This window comes from Microcoleus sp. Pol12B5, assembly GCF_036701335.1.
Lineage (GTDB): Bacteria > Cyanobacteriota > Cyanobacteriia > Cyanobacteriales > Microcoleaceae > Microcoleus.
In genome coordinates, this window is record NZ_JAUBQQ010000023.1 from 22,985 (window position 1) to 48,622 (window position 25,638).

The 25,638-nt window shown below is 45.2% G+C and carries 23 protein-coding genes and 1 pseudogene; 10 read left to right on the forward strand and 14 right to left on the reverse strand.

All coding sequences use genetic code 11. The annotated features are described in order from the left end of the window. The first annotated feature begins 18 nt into the window (after positions 1-18). Positions 19-2,478 carry a CBS domain-containing protein gene (locus QUA24_RS13155; protein ID WP_333230219.1) on the forward strand — a complete coding sequence of 820 codons (2,460 nt, stop codon included), beginning with the start codon at positions 19-21 and terminating at the stop codon, positions 2,476-2,478. A gap of 230 nt (positions 2,479-2,708) precedes the next feature. On the opposite strand, the gene QUA24_RS13160 is transcribed toward QUA24_RS13155, so the two are convergent. The 6 genes from QUA24_RS13160 to QUA24_RS13185 all read right to left on the reverse strand — a co-directional run bounded on the left by QUA24_RS13160 (position 2,709) and on the right by QUA24_RS13185 (position 9,890). Then, on the reverse strand, positions 2,709-5,066 hold the full coding sequence (locus tag QUA24_RS13160; protein ID WP_333230221.1) for a polysaccharide biosynthesis tyrosine autokinase: 2,358 nt from the start codon (positions 5,064-5,066) through the stop codon (positions 2,709-2,711). Between the two features lie 1,041 nt (positions 5,067-6,107). Then, a complete protein-coding gene (locus tag QUA24_RS13165) occupies positions 6,108-7,538 on the reverse strand; it encodes an MFS transporter (protein WP_333230223.1) in 1,431 nt (476 codons plus the stop codon). 213 nt (positions 7,539-7,751) lie between these two features. Continuing rightward, positions 7,752-8,309, reverse strand: coding sequence for a Uma2 family endonuclease (locus QUA24_RS13170; protein WP_333230224.1), 558 nt, complete (start codon positions 8,307-8,309; stop codon positions 7,752-7,754). 62 nt (positions 8,310-8,371) lie between these two features. Continuing rightward, entirely contained in the window at positions 8,372-8,923 is a 552-nt protein-coding gene (locus tag QUA24_RS13175; protein ID WP_333230226.1) for a hypothetical protein, read from the reverse strand. Positions 8,924-9,031: 108 nt separating this feature from the next. Beyond that, the gene (locus tag QUA24_RS13180; RefSeq protein WP_333230228.1) at positions 9,032-9,709 is read right to left on the reverse strand and encodes an ATP-dependent Zn protease; all 678 of its coding nucleotides are present in this window, start codon (positions 9,707-9,709) and stop codon (positions 9,032-9,034) included. Between the two features lie 40 nt (positions 9,710-9,749). After that, positions 9,750-9,890: a hypothetical protein gene (locus QUA24_RS13185; RefSeq protein ID WP_333230230.1), complete on the reverse strand. Its 141-nt coding sequence runs from the start codon at positions 9,888-9,890 to the stop codon at positions 9,750-9,752. 60 nt (positions 9,891-9,950) lie between these two features. On the opposite strand from QUA24_RS13185, the gene rseP reads away from it, so the two are divergent. The 3 genes from rseP (at position 9,951) to rpsN (ending at position 12,470) form a co-directional block, all read left to right on the forward strand. Then, positions 9,951-11,045 (forward strand): RIP metalloprotease RseP, encoded by a 1,095-nt coding sequence (rseP, locus tag QUA24_RS13190; protein ID WP_333230232.1) that lies wholly within the window; start codon positions 9,951-9,953, stop codon positions 11,043-11,045. Positions 11,046-11,244: 199 nt separating this feature from the next. After that, positions 11,245-11,907, forward strand: a complete 663-nt coding sequence (nth, locus tag QUA24_RS13195; protein ID WP_333230234.1) for an endonuclease III — start codon at positions 11,245-11,247, stop codon at positions 11,905-11,907. Positions 11,908-12,167: 260 nt separating this feature from the next. Then, positions 12,168-12,470 (forward strand): 30S ribosomal protein S14, encoded by a 303-nt coding sequence (gene rpsN, locus QUA24_RS13200; RefSeq protein WP_006633844.1) that lies wholly within the window; start codon positions 12,168-12,170, stop codon positions 12,468-12,470. Between the two features lie 115 nt (positions 12,471-12,585). Here rpsN and QUA24_RS13205 read toward each other — a convergent pair whose 3' ends face one another. Beyond that, positions 12,586-12,915 carry a hypothetical protein gene (locus QUA24_RS13205; RefSeq protein WP_333049991.1) on the reverse strand — a complete coding sequence of 110 codons (330 nt, stop codon included), beginning with the start codon at positions 12,913-12,915 and terminating at the stop codon, positions 12,586-12,588. A 46-nt stretch (positions 12,916-12,961) separates the two neighbouring features. On the opposite strand from QUA24_RS13205, the gene aat reads away from it, so the two are divergent. From aat to leuS, 3 genes are all read left to right on the forward strand, one after another. Next, positions 12,962-13,558 (forward strand): leucyl/phenylalanyl-tRNA--protein transferase, encoded by a 597-nt coding sequence (aat, locus tag QUA24_RS13210; RefSeq protein ID WP_445242611.1) that lies wholly within the window; start codon positions 12,962-12,964, stop codon positions 13,556-13,558. Between the two features lie 99 nt (positions 13,559-13,657). Then, positions 13,658-14,359, forward strand: a complete 702-nt coding sequence (locus tag QUA24_RS13215; RefSeq protein WP_333161249.1) for a Uma2 family endonuclease — start codon at positions 13,658-13,660, stop codon at positions 14,357-14,359. A 250-nt stretch (positions 14,360-14,609) separates the two neighbouring features. Then, positions 14,610-17,168 carry a leucine--tRNA ligase gene (leuS, locus tag QUA24_RS13220; RefSeq protein WP_333230236.1) on the forward strand — a complete coding sequence of 853 codons (2,559 nt, stop codon included), beginning with the start codon at positions 14,610-14,612 and terminating at the stop codon, positions 17,166-17,168. Positions 17,169-17,375: 207 nt separating this feature from the next. On the opposite strand, the gene QUA24_RS13225 is transcribed toward leuS, so the two are convergent. After that, positions 17,376-18,185, reverse strand: a complete 810-nt coding sequence (locus tag QUA24_RS13225; RefSeq protein ID WP_333230239.1) for an SAM-dependent chlorinase/fluorinase — start codon at positions 18,183-18,185, stop codon at positions 17,376-17,378. A gap of 18 nt (positions 18,186-18,203) precedes the next feature. On the opposite strand from QUA24_RS13225, the gene QUA24_RS13230 reads away from it, so the two are divergent. Further along, the gene (locus QUA24_RS13230; RefSeq protein ID WP_333230240.1) at positions 18,204-19,052 is read left to right on the forward strand and encodes a DUF3598 family protein; all 849 of its coding nucleotides are present in this window, start codon (positions 18,204-18,206) and stop codon (positions 19,050-19,052) included. 145 nt (positions 19,053-19,197) lie between these two features. Here QUA24_RS13230 and QUA24_RS13235 read toward each other — a convergent pair whose 3' ends face one another. From QUA24_RS13235 to QUA24_RS13250, 4 genes are all read right to left on the reverse strand, one after another. Beyond that, a complete protein-coding gene (locus QUA24_RS13235) occupies positions 19,198-19,875 on the reverse strand; it encodes a GIY-YIG nuclease family protein (RefSeq protein ID WP_333230242.1) in 678 nt (225 codons plus the stop codon). Positions 19,876-20,130: 255 nt separating this feature from the next. Further along, positions 20,131-20,994: an aldo/keto reductase gene (locus tag QUA24_RS13240; protein WP_333230244.1), complete on the reverse strand. Its 864-nt coding sequence runs from the start codon at positions 20,992-20,994 to the stop codon at positions 20,131-20,133. Positions 20,995-21,219: 225 nt separating this feature from the next. After that, positions 21,220-22,014 (reverse strand): ABC transporter permease, encoded by a 795-nt coding sequence (locus QUA24_RS13245; RefSeq protein ID WP_445242612.1) that lies wholly within the window; start codon positions 22,012-22,014, stop codon positions 21,220-21,222. Between the two features lie 570 nt (positions 22,015-22,584). After that, entirely contained in the window at positions 22,585-22,899 is a 315-nt protein-coding gene (locus QUA24_RS13250) for a hypothetical protein (protein ID WP_333230246.1), read from the reverse strand. Between the two features lie 368 nt (positions 22,900-23,267). On the opposite strand from QUA24_RS13250, the gene QUA24_RS13255 reads away from it, so the two are divergent. After that, positions 23,268-23,462, forward strand: coding sequence for a hypothetical protein (locus QUA24_RS13255; protein ID WP_333230248.1), 195 nt, complete (start codon positions 23,268-23,270; stop codon positions 23,460-23,462). A 56-nt stretch (positions 23,463-23,518) separates the two neighbouring features. Next, positions 23,519-23,779: pseudogene (locus QUA24_RS13260) on the forward strand (type II toxin-antitoxin system PemK/MazF family toxin); the annotation flags it as partial. Positions 23,780-23,851: 72 nt separating this feature from the next. On the opposite strand, the gene QUA24_RS13265 reads toward QUA24_RS13260, so the two are convergent. Both QUA24_RS13265 and QUA24_RS13270 read right to left on the reverse strand, forming a co-directional pair. Beyond that, entirely contained in the window at positions 23,852-23,983 is a 132-nt protein-coding gene (locus tag QUA24_RS13265) for a hypothetical protein (protein WP_333230250.1), read from the reverse strand. Between the two features lie 54 nt (positions 23,984-24,037). Beyond that, positions 24,038-25,627 (reverse strand): glycoside hydrolase family 57 protein, encoded by a 1,590-nt coding sequence (locus QUA24_RS13270; RefSeq protein ID WP_333230252.1) that lies wholly within the window; start codon positions 25,625-25,627, stop codon positions 24,038-24,040. Positions 25,628-25,638: the final 11 nt, after the last annotated feature.

Genomic DNA, 25,638 nt, shown 5'->3' on the forward strand with positions numbered 1-25,638 from the left:
CTGACAACCTGATCAACTATGCCGTTCTACCACCCGCCCTTTTACTCCTCAGCCTTAGAACAAGCGATCGATCGCTACCCCCTCACTGCCGGGCCAGAAACTTCCTTAGCAGTGGCGATCGCCCTGATGAGTCAGTTGCAAAACAGTTGTCCCCTAGTCAAAACACCTGTACCCTCAGACCGGGGGGCGATAACCGAAACATCGACGCCGGAAAAGATGCGGGCCCGGTGCGTGTTCGTCGTGCAGAACCAGCAGACTATTACCACAGGCAACTTATCCGAAAACCCCAGCCGCGGGCTGTTAATCGGCATATTAACACCCGCCGACCTAGTGAGGCTGATAGCTTCTGGCAAAATAGACAGCCAGCACAAAGTAGCCCTGCACAAAATACCAATTTCCGAAGTGATGTCCCCGGTGTCGGTATCCCTCACAGAATCCGATGACCAAGACGTGTTTACCGCTTTATCCTTATTTCGCCAGCACAAGATTCGCTATTTGCCGATCGTCAATCAATTTCGCCACTTGGTAGGAGTACTGACACGGGAAAGAATTCGCCAAGTATTGCAGCCTTCAAACATTCTTAAATTGCGGCGGGTAGCAGAATTAATGACTACGCCAATTACAGCGCCCCACACCGCCTCACTGCTGAGCATAACCGAACTGATGTCAGAGCATCAAGTCAGTTGTGTAGTGATTACAAAAAACAAAGAATTAACAATGGAGAAGCCCAAAGATGACTATACCTCCATTTTTCATTATTCCTTTCACCAACCCCTGGGAATTATTACCGAATATGACCTTGTGCAGGCACAGTTTTTCGAACTAAATTTCGAGCAAACCCCAGCTCAAAAAGTCATGAGAACTCCCCTGCAATTTCTTCAACCTTCCGATTCCCTATGGACGGCGCACAAAGAAATGGAGCAGCAACAAGTGCAGCGGTTGGTCGTGTGCGGGGGGCGCGGAGAACTGTTGGGAATTATTACTCAGACCAGCTTGCTCAGAGTCCTCGACCCCACGGAAATGTACCGAGTTGTCAAACAGTTGCAGCAGTCGGTTTATCAATTGCAAGCCGAAAAAGTGGAACTGTTGCAAAGCCGCAACGCCAAACTGGAACAGCAGGTGCGGGAACGGACTGCAAAACTCCACGAACAATTGCAGCGCGATCGGCTGTTAACTCACATTTCCTTGCGGATTCATCAATCCTTAAACCTCGAAGAAATTCTCAACGCCAGCGTCGATGAAGTCCGCCAAGTTTTGCAAGCTGACCGAGTAGCAATCCTGCATTTAGAGTCCAGCAATTACGGCATTGTAGTGGCAGAATCCGTTGCCGAAAATTGGCCTTCAATCTTGGGAGAAATCATGCCGGATAATATTTGGCAAGAATCTGCTTCGGTGATAGAACAGGAAATTTATGCGGTTCCAGACCTCGACCAAGCCTGTTTGAGCGCCGAAAAATATGCGCGGTTTCAGCAAGCGCAAATCAAAGCTTATTTGATTGTACCAATTTTGCAAGACGGCAATTTGTGGGGGATGATGTGTGTCCATCAGTGTTCCCAATCCCGTCAGTGGCAGCCTTCGGAAGTGGATTTGCTGCTGCAACTGGCAACTCAAATTGCGATCGCCATTCAGCAAGCCCAACTCTATCAGCAAGTCCAAAATCTCAACACCGACCTCGAACGCCAAGTCCAAGAACGCACCGCCGAATTACAGCTAAAAGTTCACGAACTCCAGCATTTAAACGTCCTCAAAGATGAATTTCTCAGCACCGTTTCTCACGAACTGCGGACGCCTTTAGCTAATATAAAAATGGCTATTCATATGCTGAGAATTTCTCCCACACTCGATCGACGCCAGATTTACCTAGAAATTTTAGAAACAGAATGTACTAGAGAAACAGATTTGATTAATGCTTTGCTAGATTTGCAGCGGCTCGAAGCCGCAACTTGTCCGATCGACCTTGAACCAGTAAACTTAGAAGTCTGGCTGCCTACTATTATCGACCCGTTTTACACCCGGGCCCACGACCGCCACCAGGATTTGCGAGTAGAGTGCGATCGTCACCTCCCCACGATCAGTTCCAACCGCGCTAGTTTGGGACGAATTTTAGCCGAACTCCTCAACAATGCCTGCAAATATACTGCCAATGACGGCGAAATTTCTCTGAAAGTCGAGTGCAAAAACGGAAACGGCGAACAAAGAGGACAAAGGAAAAATTCGCGACAAGCAAGTGCTATGGCTTCAGAAATCCAATTTACACTCCGCAATCAATCGTCCATCTCCATAGAGGAATTGCCTCGAATTTTTGAGAAATTTTATCGAGTTCCCAACGCCGATCCTTGGAAACAAGGAGGTACAGGTTTGGGTTTAGCTTTGGTTCAAAAACTTGTGGAACAGTTGCAGGGAAAAATTGAGGTTGAAAGCAGCAATGGCTGGACTAATTTTATCGTCACATTTCCTACCAACCCAGATGGAAATTAGTCCGCCCTGAGTCAATTTTAGATTTTAGATTTTAGATTTTAGATTTTAGACTTCGGCCTAAGAGGTTCGGCGAGCGCGAGCGTCAAGTCGCGCTCAGTCCAACGATTTTAGATTTTCGATTTACTCCACAGACAAATCTGGGAGATTGAACAAGAGTCTAAGATTTTGGGAGTTCCATGACTACTATCGGAGGCTTGTATCCTTTTTTTTGGGGTCATCTTTGTTGGGTGTCACTCTTTTTTAGGAGCTAGTTTTTGAATACGAGACGGTGCTGGCGTCAAATTCAAATATTCATTTTTATCTTCAACAACTGATGATCTCGATGCTGGATACTTCTTGCGTTTAGGGGCATGATTCGCAACTGTGCCCAAGCATGGTATGCCAAAATTTTCTAATTGACTGAAAACTTTTTTGACTACAGAAAAGGGAACCTGCTGAATTGCTACAACCATCAGTATGCCATCGGTGCGCGCCGCTAAAAAATTCGTATCTTTACTGTCAACGAGCGGCGGCGTATCGTAGATAACTAAGTCAAATTTTGCCTGAAGTTCTTCCATTAAATACTGCATCTGAGATGATGCCAGCCGTCTGGCAGTACCAGGATTCGGGAGACCTGCAGTTAATACAAAAAGATTATCTGCTAGATGCGATCGTTGGATAATTTCATTGGGTTCGTTTTTATGGTCGAGCAAGTTGCTCAATCCCTTGACATTAGGCAGTTCCAACAGCAAGTGCAGGCTGGGGGAATGCAAATTAGCGTCTACTAACAGCACTCGCTGACCCGCAAGCGCTGCCACGTGAGCTAAGTTTAAAGCAACGGTAGATTTACCTTCGCCAACTGTAGCCGAACCAATTGCCACAGAGCTAATCGTTCGATTTGAAGAAAGAAAGCGGATATTAGTATAAAGAGAGTCAAAAGCTTCTATAAATTCCGCAGCAATTTTCTTATTACCCTCTTTTCCTTCAATATAAGCATAGGCATTAGCAATAGAAGGCGGCAATTTTCTAGCATTTTTGTCCAGAGGAATTGCTCCCAATAAAGGCGCATCAACCGCATCTTTAACGTCATCAGCACAGTAGAAAATATTGCGGAACTTTTCAATGAGGATAGCAGATCCCAGACCCAAAACTAGCGCTCCAATAACTGCCATCATTAATTTATTTTTAGCTTTCGATGGAACTGGCATCACGTTGCCCTTCTCATCTCGCGGTATCCGTGGTTCAGAAATTATTTCCCAAGGTACTTGGCTTTGAGCTGCTTGGACGCGCAGAGTTTCCCGCTGGCTTAAAAGTTGATCGCGGGTGCGGGCGGCTACTTCTAATTGCTGTTGCAGTTCGTTGTAGCGGCGGGCTATGGTGGGGAATTCTGTTGCTTGCCTGTTTAAATTGTTTTTAGTTTGAGTGATTGCCTGAAGGCGAGCTTCTAAGACTTCAACTTGGTTAGCAGTATCAACCAATTGTTTAATTAAGCCTATGCGAATAGAATTTTGAAAATTTTGAACTTTAGAATTAGCTTGAGTGCCGACTAAATTTTGCCCCAAAATTCGATCAGTTTGCTGGTTGAGCAAAGCTACTAAATTTGCCCGCTTGCGCTCTAAAGCTTCCACTATAGGGTTAGCAGATTTAAAACGAGCTGTTTCTACAGCAATCTGACCTTCTACTTCCTTAACCTTGGTCAGCAACTCTTTATATTGAGGCTCTTCGCTTAAAGCTGAAGCGGCAATAGCTTCATTTGGTGTAAAATCTAATTGTTTTTGCAAGTTAGCGTACAGCGTTTTCTGTTCTTGCAGTAGCCTTTGAGTTTCTAACTCTAAAGTTTCTACGGTACGAACTTGCTGGATTAATTGCGCGCCTTGTTCTTGAGGATTGGTAATCTTTTGCTGCTGCTGTATCAACTGTAACTCCGATTTCAGGTCGTTTACGCGCTTATTGAGTCCCGGAAGCTGGTCTTCAATAAATTTAACACCTTCACCAATCCGAGTCTTGCGTTCATCAAGACTGTACTTTAAATATTTCTTTTTAGTTTCTTGTAAAACGAACTCAACTAAATTAGTATCATTCGCCATGAAGCGAACTTCCAAAATTTTAGTCAGCGTCCTCTCATCTTCTCCTATCCGCAAAACTATTAATTCTTTTTCAAGAATTTTTTCGGTAACTTTTGGATATCGTTTTTGGACTTGTTTAACAATAGCCGACAGCATCTGAGGACTCTTGAGAATTTCAAGTTGAGTTGCGTAGTCCAAACTAAAAAAGTCTCGATTAGGCACCGCCCCCCCTTCGCCGCGATTGGCTAGGGCAGAGGGATCAGCAATTCTGGCCTCCGTTGTCACGGGTTCCACTAGCATCCGAAAATCGCCTTGATATGTTTTCTTGCCTCCCTTGATCTGATAAACAGCTCCAGCGCCTACTAGACCTATAATCCCAATAATGATTAGGGCTTGTCGCTGAAAAGTCCTCAACAACGGCTTTACATTCAATCCTTTCTGAGGCTGCGCGCTTAAATCTTCTCCCTCGTCAACGGAAAATTGCTGCACCTGTCGGCTCTGGTTGCTAATGGTTACGATATGAGCGTCCTGTTCTCTTTCCATGTTGACCTCTTGGATATTTTGTGGGTAAAATCAGCTTTCTTCTGCGAGCCTTCGGGTTGATACTTTGAGCATTGGCTTAAGGATATCACACGAAATTATTGGTTGGTTGAGCCCACTTCCTTCTAATAGTTCTCACTACTTTCACATAGTATACAAAAATAATTAAATCCCTATGCTAGGCAGGCAGTAAAACTTCTTTTACAACTGCTGGAGAGTTATATCAGACTGCATTTGGCTCTGCTGCGTTGTGCTTGTATTTCGGGTTTCCGGGCGACGAAGCAAACTTTTTCAGGTGTCGCTCAGGTTCCCGACAGGGCGTTCCATAACTTTACCAAACTTTTACAATTGACCGTAACACCTCAGCCACTGCTTGCGCTGGTATTGATTTGTCCTCTATGTCATTTTTCGGTTCAGAGTCAACGGCAGAAGCGCTTATTAACTTATGCGCTAACTGACCGGCTAAAAGATTTTGCATTTCCCATGTCGATATAATTAGCCACAGTCAGCAGATTTTTTGGAACGGCAACTAATCGAATCAATTTCCGAGAAAAATCTGTTTCTTCTTTTAATTATAAACTTTTTGAGGAGTTGTATGACTGATTAAGTGTATATACTTAGTTGACCGTGGTCATTATATCACCAACTCATCTCTATAGTGCGCGACAGACATAAAATTTAATAAGTTGTGTTCTCAAGCTCGATCGACATCTCGAACAACTCCAGCCTTCGGCGTTTTTCTACCGGGGCGGAGGGCGCGGCGCGATTTATGTATTTTCCTAAAAAAGCTAGGTTTCTGGGTTCCGGGGCTATTACTAAAACTATCGCTTTTATTCGCCCTCCGAGCAAGCTATAGCAATCCTTTCGGTAAACGCGCAACGGGCTTTTTGGGAAATTAACCAATGCCATAAGAAGATGACACATTGTTAAAGAAAAAAAAGAGTTCGCACAGGGTGGGAGGATTGCTATTGATCTTGATCAGATTAGCTATCGGTAGTTGTTGTTTTTTGATTTGACTAATTACCAACAACTCCTTATTAGCGCTTACTGATTTTGTGCTTTTCTTTCTCGCAGTTTCAACAATATTTCTGCATGAACTTCGCGGGTTATAGGATAAAAATAGGTAAGAATCATGCCAGCAATTAAAGCAAGTGTGGGCAGTGGGCCGATCGCAACTCGAATCGCAAACAGTGCAGAATCTGGCTGTACGGGTGCAGGCTGTCCCGGAACTGTAGATAAAAATCCAGCTCTTTCTAATGCTTGGCCTACCAACCACAAACCCCCTGCCAATCCGATTTTTTGCAGCAGTACCATGAATGAATAGAAAACGCCTCCGCGTTTTTCTCCTGTTTGCAGTTCGTCGAGATCGATCACATCCGGTATCATCGACCAAGGTATTAGATAAGCCGTGGAAACTCCGACACCTGCCATGACTGCTAATAGGTACATCTGCAATACTTGTCCTGGTTGGAGGAAAAATAGTCCAGCTTGGGCAATAATCCACAAACTCATGCCCATAAAATATACGGCTTTTTTGCCGTATCTCTTGCTGACTTTAGTCCAAACAAATAGCATGATGAATGAACTGACTTGAACTGCGATCGCAACGAAGCTAAAAACGTACGGTGGCTGTTGCATCCAGTTAACAACAAAGTAGGGAATAATAGTAGCAGTCAACTGCACTCCCAGCCAAGAAAAAAGATAAATTCCAATGACGTACAAAAAAGGGCGATTGCTAAATGCAATCTGCAACTGTTCTTTTAGTGGCAAAGATGTAGAATTATCTAGTTCTGCGTTTTCTAATAGTTGGGCTGCGACGTGCTTGCGAGTTCCCAAAACGAACCAGTACAAAGGCAAGACAGAGATAACTGCACAGATTGCACCTAATACTAAATATGCTTGATTCGGGTTGTTTGGAAATACAAGGATGATAATTCCAGCTACGATTAATGAAAAGATGCTGCCGCCAATGGAGAAAGCAAATCGAAAACTAGTAAGGCTAGTGCGTTCGTTGTAGTCTTGAGTAAGTTCTGGAGTTAGGGCAGTGTACGGAAGATTGACAGCCGTGTAGGCGGTGTTGAACAAAATGCTGATTGCAACATAGTACCAAAATAACACTGTGTGATCCGTGCTAGGTACAATCCACTGCAATAAGAAGAATATGCCGAAGGGAATGCCACCATATATTATCCAAGGATATCGGCGGCCCCAAGGGTGAGAAGTGCGATCGCTCAAAAACCCCACAATCGGGTCATTTATGGCATCCCAAACCTTGCCAACTACCAAAATATTACTGGCTAAACCGGCAGGTAAACCAGCGACATTGGTAAAGAAAACTAGGAGGTAAAATGCCAAAACATTAGCGGTAATTGCCGGGCCGAGGTCGCCGGCACCGTAAGCTAATTTTGTTGAAAAACTGAGTTTTTTTGTTTCGGGGTTGTTGGAGGCTGGGGGAGGAGGGGAAGTGTTGTTCATAAACTTTGATTTCGGGATTTTGTGGCAGTCACAGTCTTTCCAGTAGGAGTATAACTCGCGCTACGCCCTAATACTAAGTTTTTTGTAGCGATCGGGACGAGCCTGAAAATTTGGTAATTGATAATTGGCTAATTGGTAATTGATAGGTTAGTGGGGGCGGCTTTACCAGATTATTTGTCTTAGGCAATTATGCTTGGTAAAACCTGCCCCTACTTAAGGAAAAAATTGCGAAATCTGAACTTCTATTTCGGGAAATGCCAGCATTGACAAAACATCATCTTCATTAAATACTGTTTCTTGTCCGTAGTTTGCCTCGCCCGGTTCGCGAAAAACATAAACTTGCCGCGTGTTAACATCCAGTATCCAATAATCAGTAATTCCCGCCTTAGCATAAGCCGGTGCTTTCCGCCTGCGGTCTGTTTCTAAAGTCGTGTCAGCTATTTCTACTAATAAGAAAATATTGTCGGGTGCGGGATGAAAATCTTGGTAAAGCCGAGAGTCGATTTGCACTACAGCAATATCCGGTTCTGGTTCTGAATTATAACTTAGAGCGATCGGGTCTTGAATGCGAATTAAAGCAAGTCCTGCCAGCCGACTTCTTAGATAGTCGGCTGCACAGAGATTAGTTGCTGCGTGGGGAGGATTTTTTGCACTCATTGAAATAATTTGCCCGTCAATTAATTCGACTCGTTCATCGGGATTGAGAATGCCAGTTTCCGTCATGCGGCGGTATTCCTCTACAGTCCACAAGCGTACATCTGTTACAGTCATGGCATAATTTCCTTTGGCGATATTATCTATTATCGATTAACATTCTAGTTTTTCTTAAATTGCTAGGTCAGCAATCTAGATTTAGCTGTAATTGCTCCCACACACCACAAAATGGCATTGACAATTTCCGATCGCTGAATATCTTCTGCATCTAAAAAACCTGCAAACTCTTCCTCAATATTCAAATGGTCGGCAAAATCATAAAGTATGCGCTTGTATTCCGTTGGCATCGGTATTAAAGTAGCTTTCACTAAATCGAAAAGCGCGTTCAAACAGTTGAGGATAGTAGCTGACTCGTCAAAATCTTCGGCATCGAGCAAGTATAGCGTTTCTGCAATGTCGCAAATAGCGTCTATTTGTGTGGGTGGCTTTCCCAGTTCGGTGACATCGATATTGCACAATTGGAGAGCGTTAATCGCTAGTTCTGGACGGGTAAAAAATACAAGTTGACCGCCGGCTATTAAGGGCGGCTCTTGTTCTCCATAGACAATTAGAGTATATAGATTTGGTATTTCGGTGCCGGGGTCGATCCGAAAACCGAACAGCCACAACAATTTTTCTGTATTTGGGTTCGCTGTTTGCAGTGTTGTTGGGAATTTTTTTGGTTCTGACATGAATTTTTAATCCCTATAATACGCTGTTAAACTCGGTTTTTACGAAAAAAAATATTTATAATCTAGATAGAAACCGGGCTTATTAGGCAAGATTCCGTAATCTTTTTCCTATAAATTTTGCTGAATTATGTCGCAGCATTCGGCAACAGTGGCTCTTTTTTCCATTGCTGCTACTAGGGCTTCGTAAGCTGATTGGTGGCTTTCGATCAGGTTTTTTGCTCGCAGCAAACCCCAGTTTTGTTTGAGTTGAATTTCGGAAATGGGACGGCGCAGTTGTGTTAAAATTGCGCTAATTTTTGTGCGGTCTTCTGCTCCTCCTTGTGCGCTGCCGTAAACAAATTTTTCTGCGACTATTCCGGCCATCCATACGGTGCAGTATTGGTCTAAAAGCTGGGAGGAAAGAGTGCCGTTTTGCAGTTGAGATGCTAATTGTTCGTCTTCAAATCGGACGCCGCCTTGGGCTGTTTGACCTTGTTTAAATGCTTCCCAAGCGTTGAGGGCGTAGCTGGTTACGGGAATTCCCAACAGGTGCGCGACTAGGAAGTGTCCGGCTTCGTGGTGAAGGATACGATCGCGCTTTTGTTTGGAAGTTCCCCCCAGCCAATCTAATAAAATTGTACCGCCTTGACCTTGCCACTGGAAACTGTCTAGGGTGGCTAGCCCTAACAGGCAAAAAGTGGCGATCGCAGGTACGGCTTCTGGCAAGTTGAATAGGGGGCCCAACAGTATTGAAACGGTGATGGCAAAGATAGAAATAGCGATAATATTCAAAGAAGTGTCTTTCATAACTGGGAATTGGTAACTGGGAATTGGTAATGGATAATTTTTAATGGGGAATTGGTTTTAGAGGTAAACTCAGGTACGATCGCGCGATCGGTTTGGCAGCGTCGGGTCGATCGCAGCAACCGGGACTTCCGACAAAAACACCACCTTCCAGTTTGACTGAAAATTGTCCTTCCGAAGCCACCGATATTAAAAAGATATTAAAATAAATCAAAGTCCAGTAAAAGTGTTAGTGGAATCCTTCATGTCAGTTTTGGCAGCGATCGCAGTTTTAGGTATCTTGATTGTCGTTCACGAACTCGGCCACTTCCTGGCGGCGAGACTTCAACACATCCACGTCAACCGCTTCTCTATCGGTTTCGGACCCGTCCTCTGGAAGTACCAAGGCCCGGAAACTGAATACGCCCTCCGCGCCTTTCCCCTGGGAGGTTTCGTGGGTTTCCCGGACGACGATCCAGACAGTACAATTCCCCCAAATGACCCGAATTTGCTCAAAAATCGCCCCGTGCTCGATCGGGCGATCGTCATTAGCGCAGGGGTAATTGCCAACTTAATTTTTGCTTATTTCCTGCTGGTGTTGCAATTGACCACTGTCGGCGCTGCAGAAATGAACTACCTACCGGGAGTTAAAGTCCCGGAAGTCGCGGCAGAAGTCAGTTCCGCCGCGAAACAAGCCGGAATTCGATCGGGCGACGTTGTTCTGTCTGTTGACGGCAAGGAATTGGGCGCTTCCCGCGAAGCAATCAAATTATTGGTCACAGCAATCCAAGATCATCCCAACCAACCCCTAGCGTTGGAAATTCAGCGCCAAGAACAAAAATTTGTGGTGACAGTAACTCCTGAAGAGTCGCCCGACGGCAAAGGTCGCATTGGCGTGCAGCTAACTTCTAACGGCACTGTCGTGCGGCAGAGGGCCGGATTTGTAGAGGCGTTTAGCAAGGCCGCCAAAGAATTTGAGCGGGTTGTGGTGCTGACGGTTCAAGGTTTCGGGCAGTTACTTAGCAATTTCAGCCAGACTGCCGACAAGTTGTCCGGGCCTGTGGCGATTGTGGCGATTGGTGCAGGGATTGCCAAATCGGATGCTGCGAGTTTGTTTCAGTATGCGGTGTTAATTAGCGTCAATTTGGCTGTGATTAATATCTTGCCTTTACCTGCTTTGGACGGCGGTCAGCTAGCTTTTCTGTTAATAGAAGGACTGCGGGGCAAGCCTCTGCCGAACCGCATTCAGGAAAATGTCATGCAGACTGGTTTGGTGTTGTTGCTGGGTTTAGGAGTTTTCTTGATTATTCGCGATACTGCTAATTTAGCTGGGTTTGATTTGCGAAATTTCATGCAATAGTAAATGAAGGCAGAGGGAAGAAGCAAGAAGGAAGAAGGAAGAATTATCTCTACTTTTCCCTTTTCCTATTTTTCCCTCTACTTTTTTTCCTACGCACGCGAGGCAGAGCCTCGGGTTATGGGTTCCCCGGTCGTGCATGGGAACCAGTTAAAAACAAATAACAAATGACTAATGACTACTGACTAATGACTACTGACTAATGACTAAAAAGTTAAGTTTAAAACAACGATCGCTCGAAATTCTGATTCGCCTCAAACGCCTCTATCCAGAAGCTCCTTGCACTCTCAACTACGAAACTCCCGTGCAGTTGCTGGTGGCGACGATTCTCTCGGCTCAGTGTACGGACGATCGAGTAAATTTGGTAACGCCGGCTTTGTTTGAGCGTTTTCCCGATGCGGTTGCTTTGGCAAATGCTGATATAGAAGAATTGGAAAGTCTGGTGCGATCGACTGGTTTCTACCGGAATAAGTCTAAAAATATTAAAGGTGCTTGTCAGGCGATCGTCAATAAATTTAACAATCAAGTGCCGCAGCGGATGGAACTGCTGCTAGAATTGCCCGGAGTTGCCCGCAAAACGGCTAATGTCGTTCTCGGTCACGCTTTTGGTATTAATATGGGCGTGACGGTAGACACTCACGTCAAACGTTTGAGTCAGCGGTTGGGATTGACCGAACATACCGATCCTATAAGGATCGAGCGGGATTTGATGATATTGTTGCCGCAGCCGGATTGGGAAAATTGGTCGATTCGGTTGGTTTATCACGGCAGGGCAGTTTGTAATGCGAGAAATCCGGCTTGCAATATTTGCGAACTTGCTGATTTGTGTCCTTCTGCTAATATTTTGGTGTTGCACCAAGGTTAAGTACAGGCAAGATGCCTGTACCACAAAAATCTTGAGTTATTGCAGATTTATACCCTTTTGCTAATAGTTAGGTGTTGCACCAAGGTTAAGTACAGGCAAGATGCCTGTACCACAAAAATGTTGAGTTATTGTGGAACAGGCATCTTGCCTGTTGCTAAAAATCTTGTTAACAAAAGAAATAATTCAAATAAAAGCGATCCAAAATCACCAAAATATAGTAAAATAGTAGATTGTGATTAATCTAAGGATATCAACAGATTATGGCTAAGAAGAGCATGGTCGAGCGCGAGAAAAAGCGCCAGAGACTCGTAGACAAGTACGCCGACAAGCGGGAAGACCTGAAAGACCAGTTTGACCAAGCTAACAATCAGATGGACAAAATGGCGATTCACCGCCAACTACAACAGCTACCCCGCAGCAGTTCGCGGACTCGCTTGCGGAACCGCTGCTGGGCAACTGGACGGCCCAGAGGTTACTATCGTGACTTCGGACTGTCTCGCAACATGATGCGAGAAATGGCTCACGAAGGTCTTTTGCCCGGTGTTGTGAAGTCTAGCTGGTAGCACGAAGGAAGAAGGAAGAAGGAAGAAGAAAAAAAACTCACAATTAATCGGCAGGATTAGGTTTGGGGTTGATTTTTGTTTCAGACTTATGAGTTAAATTTTCCTCCTTCTTGCTTCACTGGCCACAGCATTTATCGATGCCGAGACTTTCGAGTAACAAGTCGCTGACGGCATTGGCGATCGCAAATTCGCCGTAGAAGCTTTTAGAAAAATCATAAGCCTGCATTTCGGTGACGATCGCAATTACGAGGCTGCCCAAGTCGTTTTCCCCTTCCATGCGCTGGCGGACATAGATTTGGGCAGCCCTTTTAGCTATTTGCTGGTTGGCTGCTTCTGGGATAAACTCGGAGTCTAGCCATGCCAGCAGCGTTTGTTGGAGCCATTGGCCTTCTTGTTCGGGGTTTTTGGCGGGCGGTAAGGTAATAGGTTCAATGATTTCAGACATGATTATTCCTAATTGCTAATGTTGACTTTGAAAAGTTAACTGAGAAATGACAACTGATAAATATATGCAATATGATATACCGACAATTATACAAGGATATGCCCAAGGCTACTTCTTGATGGCAAATGACGGGGAGGAAAGTTTGGGGTGGTATTCGAGCCGGCAGCGGGCGCTGATTCCCCTGGATGAAAGATTTACCTATCCGAAATCCCTGCGTCGCCAAATCAATCAAAATCGATTTTCGGTGGCTGTGAACCGCGATTTTGGGGCGGTGGTTGAGGGTTGTGCCGATCGCGAAACGACTTGGATTTCTAAGGAACTCAAGAAGATTTACTGGGGTTTGTATGAGGCCGGTTGGGCTTACAGCTTCGAGACTTGGTGCGGGGACGAATTGGCGGGCGGTATTCTCGGATTGTCGATCGGCGGTGCGTTTATTGGGGAGTCGATGTTTTACCGAATTCCCGAGGGTTCTAAGGTGGCGATGGTGAAGTTGGTGGAGAGATTGCGCGATCGATCTTATCTACTTTTCGACGCTCAAATGAACAATCCGCACTTAGAAAGATTCGGAGCTTATACTGTTAAGGAAAAACTGTACAACACTCTTTTGCAAGCAGCTTTGAAGCGCCGCTGCACGCTATTTTGAATATTCTGTAATTAGGGAAACTGCACTGCCATTTTCGCGCGGAGAGTTGCTTCAAACAATATTATAATTAAGCTGAGATACTTCTCGGAGACAACCACAATGCAAGTCACAACCGAAGAAATTATTTATCCATGCAGCGACGGTCAACCTCTGGCAGATAGCACAATTCAATACAAATTAATTGTCACAATCAAAGAAGGTTGCGAGTCGCTGTTGAAAGATGACCCAAACGTGTTTATAGCCGCCGATTTACTGTGGTATCCGGTTGAGGGTAGAACAGATATTTCTCAAGCGCCCGATGTAATGGTGGTATTTGGGAGGCCAAAGGGCGATCGGCGTTCTTACCTCCAATTTCGTGAATATAATATCCCTCCCAAAGTCGTGTTTGAGATTCGCTCTTTCAGCGACAGCCAAATAAAAATGAACAAGAAATTTTCATTTTACAATCGCTACGGAGTCGAGGAGTATTACCTTTACGATCCAGAAAGAAATCAGTTAGAAGGTTGGCAAAGAATTGAAGGAATCTTAGAACCAATTGAACCGATGGAGGGATGGATAAGTCCCAGACTGGGAGTGCGGTTTGAGTTACCAGAAGAAGGGTTAGAAATCTATCGCCCTGATGGAGAAAAGTTTCTTTCCTATTCCGAAATAAATGCAGAGCGGCTATTAGAGCGACGGCGCGCAGAACAAGAATTTCAGCGCGCAGAAGAGGCCTCGCAGCGGGCCGAACAAGAAGCTCAAAAAGCCGAACGTTTAGCCGCCAAACTGCGCGAATTGAACATCGATCCAGATAGCATCTAAGCTCGAACTAGGAGAATAAACCCGGTTTGTCAAAGAAATCGGGTTTCTGGGGATTGCAGTTATTTACTTTTTTCAGGGCGAACGGGGATATTTGGTCGATCGCCCCCCAGCTAAAATTACATATACTACAATATATAATACAGAGATTTGAGCCAAAATCCTTGGAGCTCAGAAAAATCAGAATCGAAGCCCCTTGAATGTGTAAAAATACTGAAGCAAACATTACTAAACCATGCACGGAGCAATTGTTGTGGATTCCAGATATAACCCCCAATCCATAGAAGAAAAATGGCAGCAGACATGGGCTGAGCAAAACTTAGACCAGATGCCAGAAGATACCCAAAAGCCTAAATTTTATGCCTTATCCATGTTCCCCTACCCGTCGGGAAACTTGCACATGGGCCACGTCCGCAACTACACAATCATTGATGTAATTGCCAGACTCAAGCGAATGCAAGGTTATCGGGTATTGAATCCGATGGGATGGGACGCTTTTGGTTTGCCCGCAGAAAATGCTGCCATCGAGCGAGGAATTCCCCCTGCACAATGGACTTATCAAAACATTGCCCAAATGAAAGGCTTATTTCGCCGCCTGGGTATTTCTTTCGACTGGACAAAAGAAGTTACAACTTGTTCTCCCGATTATTATCGGTGGACTCAATGGATTTTCTTGCAATTTTTAGAATCAGGATTAGCTTATCAAAAAGAAGCCGCAGTTAATTGGGACCCCATAGATCAAACAGTCTTAGCAAACGAACAAGTAGATAACGAAGGTCGTTCCTGGCGTTCCGGCGCCAAAGTCGAGCGCAAATTATTGCGGCAGTGGTTCCTCAAAATTACCGATTATGCCGAACAGTTATTAAACGACTTAGACAAATTGCCAGATTGGCCAGAAAGAGTCAAATTAATGCAAGCCAACTGGATCGGCAAATCAGTCGGCGCTTACTTAGAATTTCCGATTGTCGGCATGGATGAAAAAATCGCCGTTTTCACCACACGTCCCGATACAGTTTACGGCGTCAGTTACCTTGTTTTAGCGCCGGAACATCCACTAACTCAGCGGGTGACAACCGCAGACAGAAAAGCCGCCGTAGAAACCTTCATCAAAGAAGTCGCCGCCCAAAGCGAGATCGATCGCACAGCCGAAGACAAACCAAAGCGCGGCATCCCCACAGGTGGCAAAGCAATCAATCCTTTCAACGGCGAAGAAATTCCCCTTTGGATTGCCGATTATGTATTGTACGAATACGGCACCGGCGCAGTCATGGGAGTACCCGCCCACGACACGCGAGATTTCAAATTTGCCAATCAATATCAACTGCCAATTAAAGTAGTAATTGTAGATGATGATGAGATTCCGCTGACCGAAGCTTACACAGAACCAGGAATTATGATTAATTCCGAAAGCTTCAACGGCATGGATTCAATTAAAGGCAAAGCAGCGATTATTGACCATGCCGAAAATCAAGGTTATGGCAAAGCGCGAGTGCAATATCGCTTGAGAGATTGGTTAATTTCTAGACAGCGTTATTGGGGCGCTCCGATTCCCGTAATTCACTGTCCCACTTGCGGAACAGTCCCCGTCCCCGCATCGGATTTGCCCGTATTGTTGCCGGAGAATGTACAATTTACGGGCAAAGGTTCGCCCTTGGCAAAGATGGAAGAATGGGTAAACGTTCCTTGTCCGAGTTGCGGCACTGCGGCGAAGCGGGAAACAGATACGATGGATACTTTTATCGATTCTTCGTGGTATTTCTTGCGCTATCCCGATGCTCAAAATCAAGAGCAAGTCTTCGATACGGCTAAGACAAATGATTGGATGCCAGTGGATCAATATGTGGGCGGCATCGAACACGCCATCTTGCACTTACTGTATTCGCGGTTCTTTACCAAGGTTTTGCGCGATCGGGGTTTGATCAATTGTGACGAACCATTTAAACGCCTGTTAACTCAAGGCATGGTACAAGCAATGGCATACAAAAACCCCGTTACTGGCAAATACGTTCCCCCAGCAGATATAGACCCCGCAAATCCCAAAGATCCTCAAACTGGCGAAGCTTTGCAAGTCTTCTACGAGAAGATGTCCAAATCAAAATACAATGGCGTTGACCCCTTGGAAGTTATGGGCAAATATGGGGTAGATACGGCGCGGATGTTTATTTTATTCAAAGCGCCACCAGAGAAGGATTTGGAGTGGGACGACGCTGATGTGGAAGGGCAATTTCGCTTTTTAAATCGCGTTTGGCGCGTGGTTACAGAGTTTGGTTCACCCCCCCCAGCCGCCCCTTGCGAAGGGGGGGAGAAAGAGGTTTTAAGTAAACCTGAGAAGGATTTGCGGCGGGCGATTCACACTGCAATTAAGGAAGTGAGCGAAGATTTGGAGGGTGATTATCAGTTCAATACTGCTGTTTCTGAAATGATGAAACTCAGTAATGCTTTGAATGATGCTAAATGTAAAGATTCGCCAATTTATGCAGAAGGAATTAACACTTTGATTCGCTTGTTAGCGCCTTTTGCGCCGCATATTGCTGATGAATTGTGGCACAATACTGGTAACAGTGAATCGGTGCATACGCAAACTTGGCCGAGTGTCGATCCATCTGCGTTAATTACCGATGAAATTACGCTGGTAATTCAAGTTATGGGCAAAACTCGCGGCACAATTCAAGTCCCTTCTGGTGCTGATAAAGCTGCTTTGGAAAAGTTTGCTCGCGAGTCGGAATTGGCCAAGCGTCATCTGGAAGGTAAGGAGATTAAAAAGGTAATTGTGGTGCCTGGAAAGTTGGTTAATTTCGTGGTAGCTGGATAAAGTTGAGAAACCCGGTTTCTTCAATAAACCGGGTTTTTAATACTTTCAGTTAAGAAGTAGCCAGTCCAAAAATGAGTAATCTAACAATTTCCCGATTATGACTTACGCACTCCGCCAAAGAAACCGGGTTTTTTAGGGAATCTACTGATTCTAACAAAGTATTTTCGTAAAATACCCGGTTTCTGAGCACCGATGCCTAAGTCCTATTTAATTGTTAGTTTCAAAAAGCAATTGCACGATCGCTCCGCATTCCAATTTTAATACTGATTGAGCGCTGCCGCCATTAACGGCAATTTCTACCCAACCGTCAGAACCAGTTATGGCAATCAAATCGCCCTGTTCGCTGTCGCTGTAGGTTTTACCGCTGGGGATGCGAATTGCATCAGAACTATTGCTAATTGTTACTGACCAATTATTACCTATAATGCAATTATTAGGGATATTAGTAATTAGATTGCCAAAGCGATCGACATATTGGATGCTGCCTTCTAAACCTGTGGCTGTAACCGCACAATTTGGTATCTCTAACTGTACTAAACTTGCAGGGTCGAGATCCTCCCCCAACTCTTCCAATGCCACCCCGTTCGCCAAGTGAGCGCCCGCTGCTGCAAAAATATCGCGACCGTGAAAAGTGCTGCTGGGCTGAGGTGTGCGCCAGTATTTAGGGTTGGTGAGTTCGACAGATGCGATCGCACTTTCCCGACTCAACACCCCGCTAAACAACCCGTTATCCGGCCCGACAAGAAAGCAATTAGCACATTTAATCGCAACAGGGCGTCTCTTGCTTCCCACCCCCGGATCGACGACAGCAACGTGTACGGTTTCCGGCGGAAAATAAGCAAAAGCAGTCATCAAACAAAACCTCCCCGCCGCAATATTTTGAGATGGTATTTTGTGCGTAATGTCAATGACTTTTAACTGCGGGTTAATTTGGGCGATCGCACCTTTCATCACTCCCACATAAACATCGGTTAATCCAAAATCCGTAAGCAGAGTTATAATTCTATTTTTAGACATATATCCAAAGGTTAAAATATGGTATCACAATGGGAAAACTTTCTGCAAAACTTGGGAGAATGGCACGGTTCCTTTACCCAGTTATCGCCGCGAGGAGAGGTACTTCAAGATACTCCTAGCATTATTTCTCTCGAAGGTTTCAATGACAACAAAACAGTGCGATTGAAACTCCGTCGGTTTTACCCAAATCCTAGCGGTGTCGGCGAACCGGAAGTCAACGAACTTGTTCGAGAATTTCAAAGTTTGGGACGAGATATCCTGTTTTTTGAGAATGGAGCTTTTTGTCAGGGAACTATTCAACTAGCGCCTTATTCTGAGTGCGGTGCCGAGTTTGGTTTTATCTACAATTATCGCCGGTTGCGCTTCCCTATGATCTACAATACCGACGGCAATTTATCCAAACTTACCTTAATTCGGGAAAAACAGCCGGATAAAAATGTCCCCGAACGTCCGCCTTTAACTGTTGAAGATTTACTGGGAGAGTGGCAGGGCGAGGCCGTGACAATGTATCCAGATTCGCGTTCTCCTGACTTTTATTCTACCAATTTACAATTGCATTTGGAAAGTAGCGATCGCCTAGTGCAGAAAATTACTTTTGGCAGTAATGCTACTGTTATCACTTCTAGCGCCAGCATTGACGGTTCAGTTCTGCACTTTAACGAAGGTGCTTCGCCCGTGCAAGTTGTGCTCCTTCCTGACGGCGGTTCTTGCACTTTACCTGTTAAGATTGAATCCAGAAAACCTATATTTTTCGAGGCTGGTTGGTTAGTAGAACCTGACTTGCGGTTTCGGATGATTCGCAGTTACAATGAGCGGGGTGAATGGGTAAGTTTGACTTTAGTTACTGAACGCAAACTTAGTCATTAATTCCGAGCATTTGTTGAGGATTAAGATTGAGTCTTTTGCCCAGGCAAGATGCCCGCCCCACCATAAAATTGATATATTGTGGAACGGGCATCTTGCCCGTTCTAAAAATAGTACAAGATACCAGCACTACAAACATTTTTCCAATTTAGGAACCGGATTTTGTTTCCTGGGTTTGTGATTGAATCACCGCACTCCAGTCATCATTGTTAACAGCCGCTTCCAAATCCTTAGCCTGTTCGCCATCACTTTTGGCGGCTGTTTCTAACTCTTTGGTAAGAGTGGAATCTGCCATTGCTTTGCGTAATTTTAGCTTTTTTTCTTCATAAGCTTTTTGTTCCTCAGCAGACATAGCAGCGCGCGCAGCTTGACCTACCGTAGCCGCCCACATTTCGCTTTCAGCACCGTTTCCAGGCGGAATGCTGCCAATTTCTGCTATCCAAGTATCCCGCAAACTTTCCATTTCTTCCCGCTTCGGGAATTTGAAAGTTTGCACGCGCAGAAAAGCACAATTTTCTGCGCCATTTTGGGCGATGTGACCGTTGATTGAAAGCAGGATATTTCGCGAATAGCCGATAAACTGAGTGTTGCGGGAAATATCCATTACAGCGTAAACGCCGGCGACTTTCGCATTAGTTGCCAAATCGCGCCACGTATCGATCGACATTACTTGCGTGCCGTCATTTTCTAATTCAGAAATAGTCGCTGCTGCGCTGTGTTCTGACTCGGAACTGTATAAAAAATTGTGCAGTCCTTCATGGGCGACAGGTACGTTTTGATGTTCAATTGCTACGTCTCGATCGGCATTCACTTGATTAGCTTCCATTAAATTCAATCCCTCAAAAAATGTCAACTTTACTCATTAAATCCCACTTTCAAGGGCGGGCAAGATGCCCACCCCACAATAAAGTTCTCGTAGAACAGGCAAGATGCCTGTTCTATTGTTTTTTTTGCCCTTATATAGCAATCCTAAATGAGATGTAAGGGTAGTGTGCCCGTGCCTGCCCCAGCATTATGGAGACAACTACGGGGGGTTTACCCCTACAAGAATTACACAAATGATGCGAGGATTGCTATATACTTAACTTACGGCAATTTGTTGCAATTCCTCGTCAGTCAATTTAACTTCGAGCGCCTGCACAGAGTCCTCAATACTCGATACTTTGGTCGCACCGGGAATCGGAACGACGCAGGGCGATTGAGCCATCAACCAAGCTAATACTATACAATAAACTGAAACGTTTTTTTCTGCAGCTAATTTGGCGATCGCGGGCATATCTTGCAAGCTTGTGGCGCGGCGGCTTCCTCCCAAAGGACTCCAGGGAAAAAATGTCAGTTTTTCGGTTTCGCAATATTCCAGTACGCCGTCTGATTCCGGCTGTCTGTGCCACGGATTATATTGATTCTGAACAGAGACAATTTCTACTGTATCGCGGGCGCGTTTGATCTGCTCTACAGAAAAGTTGGAAACTCCAACAAATCGGATCATTCCTGCTTCTACTGCTTCTTTTGCAGGTGCTAGGGCTGCTTCGATGGTATAAGCGGGATCGGGCGAGTGATATTGCCAAAGGTCGATCGGTTCCTTGCCGCCTAATGCTTCAAAACTTTCGCGAATTGTCTTGCGTAAATGGTGGGGGTTGCCGTTCCGCGTCCAAGCACCTTGAGGCCGCATTAAGCCGCCTTTAGTTGCCACAGTAACGGCCCTAACATCTCCGCTATACTGTTCCAAAGCTTTGGCAATCAGGTGCTCGTTGTGGTGTTTGTCGGATTGATCTTGGCAGTAGGAATCTGCGGTGTCAATTAGGGTGACACCCAAATCGAGGGCGCGGTGGATGACTGCAATTGATTGCGATTCTGGCGGTCTGCCGCTTAAGGACATTGGCATACCTCCAAGACCGATCGCGCTGATAGTAAAATTACTGTTACCCAGTTTTTTTCTTTTCATTGGTTTGCCTGCGTTTGCGTGGTTTATTTCCAGTTTACATTTCAAGGATAAGTTGAAATCTTACATTTATTTAACTATCTAAGTAAATAGAAACAAATATTTTTTAGATAAGCTGTTTTGTATTGAAAATGTATATTTCACTTCCCTATTCCGCACGTGCCAAATCCTCTCCCTCTCAAACATAATAGAGAATCTAGATCGGCAGCAGCTTACCTACCTGCTTAACTAGCTGGAAGCGCTGGTGTAAAAGCGGAGTGCAAATTGCCAGAAGTAGCGGGAAAAAAATAACAGCCCGATCGCCAATATTCCCGCCCCTGCGATCCAAACGATCTCACCTCTCCCCAGCATGGCTTCTGCAGGCACAGTCGTCAAGAAGGCAACGGGAACTACGAAAGTGAAGAAAAATCGATAAGCTGCAGGATAAGCGGCCATGGGAAATCTACCCGCTTCTAACAATCCTTCGAGAACTTCGGTAACATTGTAAATTTTGACAAACCAAATGCTGGTTGCCCCTAACATAAACCATATACTGTAAAGAGTAATAGTTCCGAATAACAGCGGTATTGCTGTTAAAAAATAGTTGCCGATTGCTACTCCCAATTTGTTAGCAGCATACAGCAGCAATACTGTGCCCAAGATTAAATCTGGGATTCCCCAAGGCGAAACTGTGTTTGCAGATAGCCAGAATTGGGAACTGATGGGTTTGAGGAGTACGAAATCGAGAGTACCTTGCTGAACTCGATCGACAATACGGCTGAGATTAGGTGCTAGAAACGTTGACGAAAACCCCTGCAAAATCGTGAAAATGCCGAGTACAACTAAAGCCTCTTCCCATTTCCATCCCGAAAAAGTGTAGCCTGTACGATAGAACAAAAATAGCCCAAACAAGCTGCCCGCAAGATTTCCGAGACTGCTGATGGTCGCGAGGACAAAGTTGATGCGGTATTCTAGTTCCGCTGCGATCGCCGCACCCCAGAACAATTTCAGTACGTGCAAATATCGTCCCATGTTTATAGCCATTTTTTGCGGTGTAAATACTTAGATTGCATCTTATTGTAAAGCTTGTGTTAAGTTAACTGCTGTACAGGCTGCTCTTTTAACTATAATTTTAAATTATTGAGCCCCCTTAGTTAAGTTGTTTTACTAACACGCAGTATTAACTTATCTAACAATATTTAAACAAAAATTACAATTATTAATTTAAGTTAATCCTAAGCCCATATATTTTGGCAATTATTAAGAATAATTGATGTTTTTACACCAACAATCCCTTGATTGATTGGAAAGACTAATATGTTACAATTCTTAATCTTATAAAGATTTGACAAATATCTAACCATAGGGTGCGTGACGGTGACTAATCATTGTACCGCAGCCCTTTACTATTGACTATCACGCACCGCTTTACCTAGGTAATATTTTTCTTACCAGCCACAGAATTCTGGGGAATATTTTTCTCGCCAGCGGCAGGATACCCAGTATCAATCGGCCAAACATTAAACTGAAAAGCAAACTCCAGATAATCGTTGCGGTTAAGGGATGAAGCGGAAGAAAAAAAATCGGGTTGCCATTTAATGGGTTTAGCTTTGATTAGGTGATAGCTGGCTGAAAAGATTTGTCCGCCGCCGATCGCGGTTGCGACAAAAAGATGATATTCTCCAGTTGGCGAGAGCGCTTTTTCTCTTTGTCTTCCTTCTTCCTGCCGATTTCGATTTGTTCTCGATTGCGCTCTTTCTGCTCTTGTTCCTTTTGCTTGTATAATTCTATTTGTTCGTGATCGCGCTGACCTTTCCATACCAAAAAACGATCGCCTGCGCGTTGAGAAAAAGAGATTAAGTGCGATCGACCTTTCCATCCCAAAATGCGATCGCCTGGGCGTTGAATTCGTAGGTTAGTCGATCGCACTAGCTCTACTTTTCGCCAAAAAAATGCCCTTACCAACTAAATGTTAAAATCTGTCTCGATCGACAACTACTTACCGCGCCCTGGCTTACAGTCTGCGAACCCCAACGCTAAGCGAGTCAAGAAAACTGGCGAGATCCATTTCTACGAAAGCTTCTATGGGATACTAAATAGCCGCCGCGCGGGTAATGAGGGCGATGCGGATGCGATCAGGTAGGTAAGCGAGGATGGATTGAGCGTTAGCCGGAATTTGCGGGCTGCTTGCGGTTGTCCGTCGGTCATGAAGATGGGGAGCGATCGCAACTGAGCGCTGCTAATCTCAAGGATGCTACCATAGATTAACAGTTACTATGTCTTTATAGGTAAATGACATGAACGCTAAAGAATTGCTCATTAAAAAAGTGGATAATATCCCCGAATTTATATTAAAAGAAGTTGGGGATTTTCTGCAATTTCTCAAAGTCAAGTATGATAAAGATAAGTTAGAAGCAAGCCTGCTAAGTGAATCTTATTTGCAAAAAAACTGGTTAAGATTAGAGGAGGATGAAGCATGGCAGAATTTGTAAAAGGTGATGTGATAGTTATTCATTTCCCATTTTCAGATTGAACACAAGCCAAACGCCGACCGACTTTAGTCATAGGAACTTTGGCAGGAGACGATCTAATTCTTTGTCAGATTACTAGCCAGACGCTCGCCGATCGCTATGCTATTACCCTTGAAAGTAGTGATTTTAGCGAGGGCGGACTTAACCAAACCAGCAACATTAGACCTAATCGCTTGTTTACCGCTGATCGAGAAATTATACTTTATAAAGCTGGTAAGCTTAAACCTGAGAAGTTGAACGAGGCGATCGCCAAGATAGTTGAAATTCTTCACCAGTAATTCTCTATTGTCAAGCGTTCCTCAGCTCACAATGCTGTTTGACTAGATTGTGTTGTGCGATCGCCTGCGCGTTCAGAAAAAGACATAAAGTGCGATCAACATTTCCAGACCAAAAATGTGCTCGCACTCACACTCCCAACCACAGATCGCCCTTCTCATGCCACTCCTGGCGATCGCCCCATCACCTATAATTTTAATTAACATCCTGTCCCTCCCTTAAGCAGGGCTGGGGGGACAGGATGGGAGGGGAAACGAGATTTAAAGCGATCGATAAACGCGATAGTTAATTTCAGGGAAAATATTATCAATCTCCTCAACCTTCTCCAACCAACCCGAATCAACTTTGCCTTCTTTCACTTCATCGTACAGCTTGTGAAAGCGCATTAAGTGCGATCGAGTCCGCCGCACTGCATAGGGCACCATCGTCCCTGTACGCATGATAAATGCCCAGTCAGAAGATTGAGCTAGCAGCACTTCCCGCGCCGCCTGGTTCAAAGCACGATATTGCAACTCATCTTCCGGTTCCATACTTCCCAACTCAATCATCCGTTCGGCAGCCTTGTGCAAATGCGGGTAAATCCAAGCATTCGTCTCATTCAACCAATACTCGTGGAAACCCCGGAAACCCCAACTCGACTGAGACGGGCGGCACACTTGCTGAGTCCGATTTCCCCGCAAATAATCGGCTAAGTGCGTCATCTCGTAGGTATTTTGGTCGTACCAACTCTTGCGGAAGAGGTAATCTAAGAACCAAGGCCCTTCGTACCACCAGTGACCGAAAAGTTCGGCGTCGTAAGGCGAAACAATAATCGGTGGACGCTGCATAATCCCGTTCAGATGCTCGACTTGGCGTTCCCGGTTAAAAGCAAAGTTGCTGGCGTGTTCGGCTGCTTTTTCCCTTGCCCAGTAAGGATCGTACAACTGTTTATCGCCTAAACCCAATCCGCGACCGGTGATTTTGTGATATTTAATCCCGGTATTTTTCCGCTGGCCGTTGGGCATGATGTAGGGCTTAATGTAATCGTAGTCAGCTTCCCAGCCCAAATCTTTGTAAAATTCGCGGTATTCGGCGGCCCCTGGATAGCCGACTTCGGAAGACCAAACCTGCTGCGAGGATTCGTGATCCCGGCCGAAGGCTGCTACTCCGCATTCGGTGAAAATTGGGGCGTAGCTGCCGTAGCGGGGACGCGGGCGGGCGTAGAGGATGCCGTGACCGTCTGTAAGAAAGTAGCGGAGGCCGGCGTCGGCTAACATCCGTTCTAAGCCTTCATAGTAGGCGCATTCGGGCAGCCAAATACCTTTTGGTCGGCGGCCGAAGTTTGCTTCGTAGTTGTCGCAAGCTACTTGAATTTGTGCCCAAACTGCTTCGGGGTACATTTTCATCAGCGGTAGGTAGCCGTGGGTGGCGCCGCAGGTGATGATTTCGAGGTTGTTGGTATCTTGGTGTTCTTTGAAGGCTTTGACTAAATCTCGATCGTACTTTTCCCAAAAGTTGCGGACTTGAGAGAAATGGGCGGCGTAATGTTCTGCCAAATAGCGGAGGTGGCCGTTGCTGCTATTGTGTTCGATTTCGAGATCCGCTAATTCTTCGAGTTTAGCTAAGTGGTCGTCGAAGCGGTCTTGCAGCAAGGGGTCACGCAGCATGGCAACCAAGGGCGGCGTCATGCTCATGGTAATTTTAAAGTCGATGCCGTCGCGCTTGAGCCCTTCAAAGACTTGCAGCAGGGGAATGTAGGTTTCCGCGATCGCCTCAAACAGCCATTCTTCTTCTAAAACGTAGTCGCTTTCGGGGTGGCGGACAAAGGGCAAGTGGGCGTGGAGAACGAGTGCGAGGTAGCCAATAGTCATAAAAAAATTTG

Coding starts and splice junctions, on each gene's coding strand:
- QUA24_RS13215 (WP_333161249.1), top strand. CDS start 13,658: ATGCAAGTCACAACCGAAGAAATTATTTATCCATGCAGCGACGGTCAA.
- QUA24_RS13230 (WP_333230240.1), top strand. CDS start 18,204: ATGGTATCACAATGGGAAAACTTTCTGCAAAACTTGGGAGAATGGCAC.
- QUA24_RS13180 (WP_333230228.1), bottom strand. CDS start 9,709: ATGAAAGACACTTCTTTGAATATTATCGCTATTTCTATCTTTGCCATC.
- QUA24_RS13165 (WP_333230223.1), bottom strand. CDS start 7,538: ATGAACAACACTTCCCCTCCTCCCCCAGCCTCCAACAACCCCGAAACA.
- QUA24_RS13270 (WP_333230252.1), bottom strand. CDS start 25,627: ATGACTATTGGCTACCTCGCACTCGTTCTCCACGCCCACTTGCCCTTT.
- QUA24_RS13225 (WP_333230239.1), bottom strand. CDS start 18,185: ATGTCTAAAAATAGAATTATAACTCTGCTTACGGATTTTGGATTAACC.
- QUA24_RS13175 (WP_333230226.1), bottom strand. CDS start 8,923: ATGTCAGAACCAAAAAAATTCCCAACAACACTGCAAACAGCGAACCCA.
- QUA24_RS13160 (WP_333230221.1), bottom strand. CDS start 5,066: ATGGAAAGAGAACAGGACGCTCATATCGTAACCATTAGCAACCAGAGC.
- QUA24_RS13265 (WP_333230250.1), bottom strand. CDS start 23,983: ATGTTAATTAAAATTATAGGTGATGGGGCGATCGCCAGGAGTGGCATG.
- QUA24_RS13235 (WP_333230242.1), bottom strand. CDS start 19,875: ATGGAAGCTAATCAAGTGAATGCCGATCGAGACGTAGCAATTGAACAT.
- QUA24_RS13155 (WP_333230219.1), top strand. CDS start 19: ATGCCGTTCTACCACCCGCCCTTTTACTCCTCAGCCTTAGAACAAGCG.
- aat (WP_445242611.1), top strand. CDS start 12,962: ATGACAACTGATAAATATATGCAATATGATATACCGACAATTATACAA.
- rpsN (WP_006633844.1), top strand. CDS start 12,168: ATGGCTAAGAAGAGCATGGTCGAGCGCGAGAAAAAGCGCCAGAGACTC.
- rseP (WP_333230232.1), top strand. CDS start 9,951: ATGTCAGTTTTGGCAGCGATCGCAGTTTTAGGTATCTTGATTGTCGTT.
- nth (WP_333230234.1), top strand. CDS start 11,245: ATGACTAAAAAGTTAAGTTTAAAACAACGATCGCTCGAAATTCTGATT.
- QUA24_RS13245 (WP_445242612.1), bottom strand. CDS start 22,014: ATGGCTATAAACATGGGACGATATTTGCACGTACTGAAATTGTTCTGG.
- QUA24_RS13240 (WP_333230244.1), bottom strand. CDS start 20,994: ATGAAAAGAAAAAAACTGGGTAACAGTAATTTTACTATCAGCGCGATC.
- QUA24_RS13255 (WP_333230248.1), top strand. CDS start 23,268: ATGAACGCTAAAGAATTGCTCATTAAAAAAGTGGATAATATCCCCGAA.
- QUA24_RS13205 (WP_333049991.1), bottom strand. CDS start 12,915: ATGTCTGAAATCATTGAACCTATTACCTTACCGCCCGCCAAAAACCCC.
- QUA24_RS13170 (WP_333230224.1), bottom strand. CDS start 8,309: ATGACTGTAACAGATGTACGCTTGTGGACTGTAGAGGAATACCGCCGC.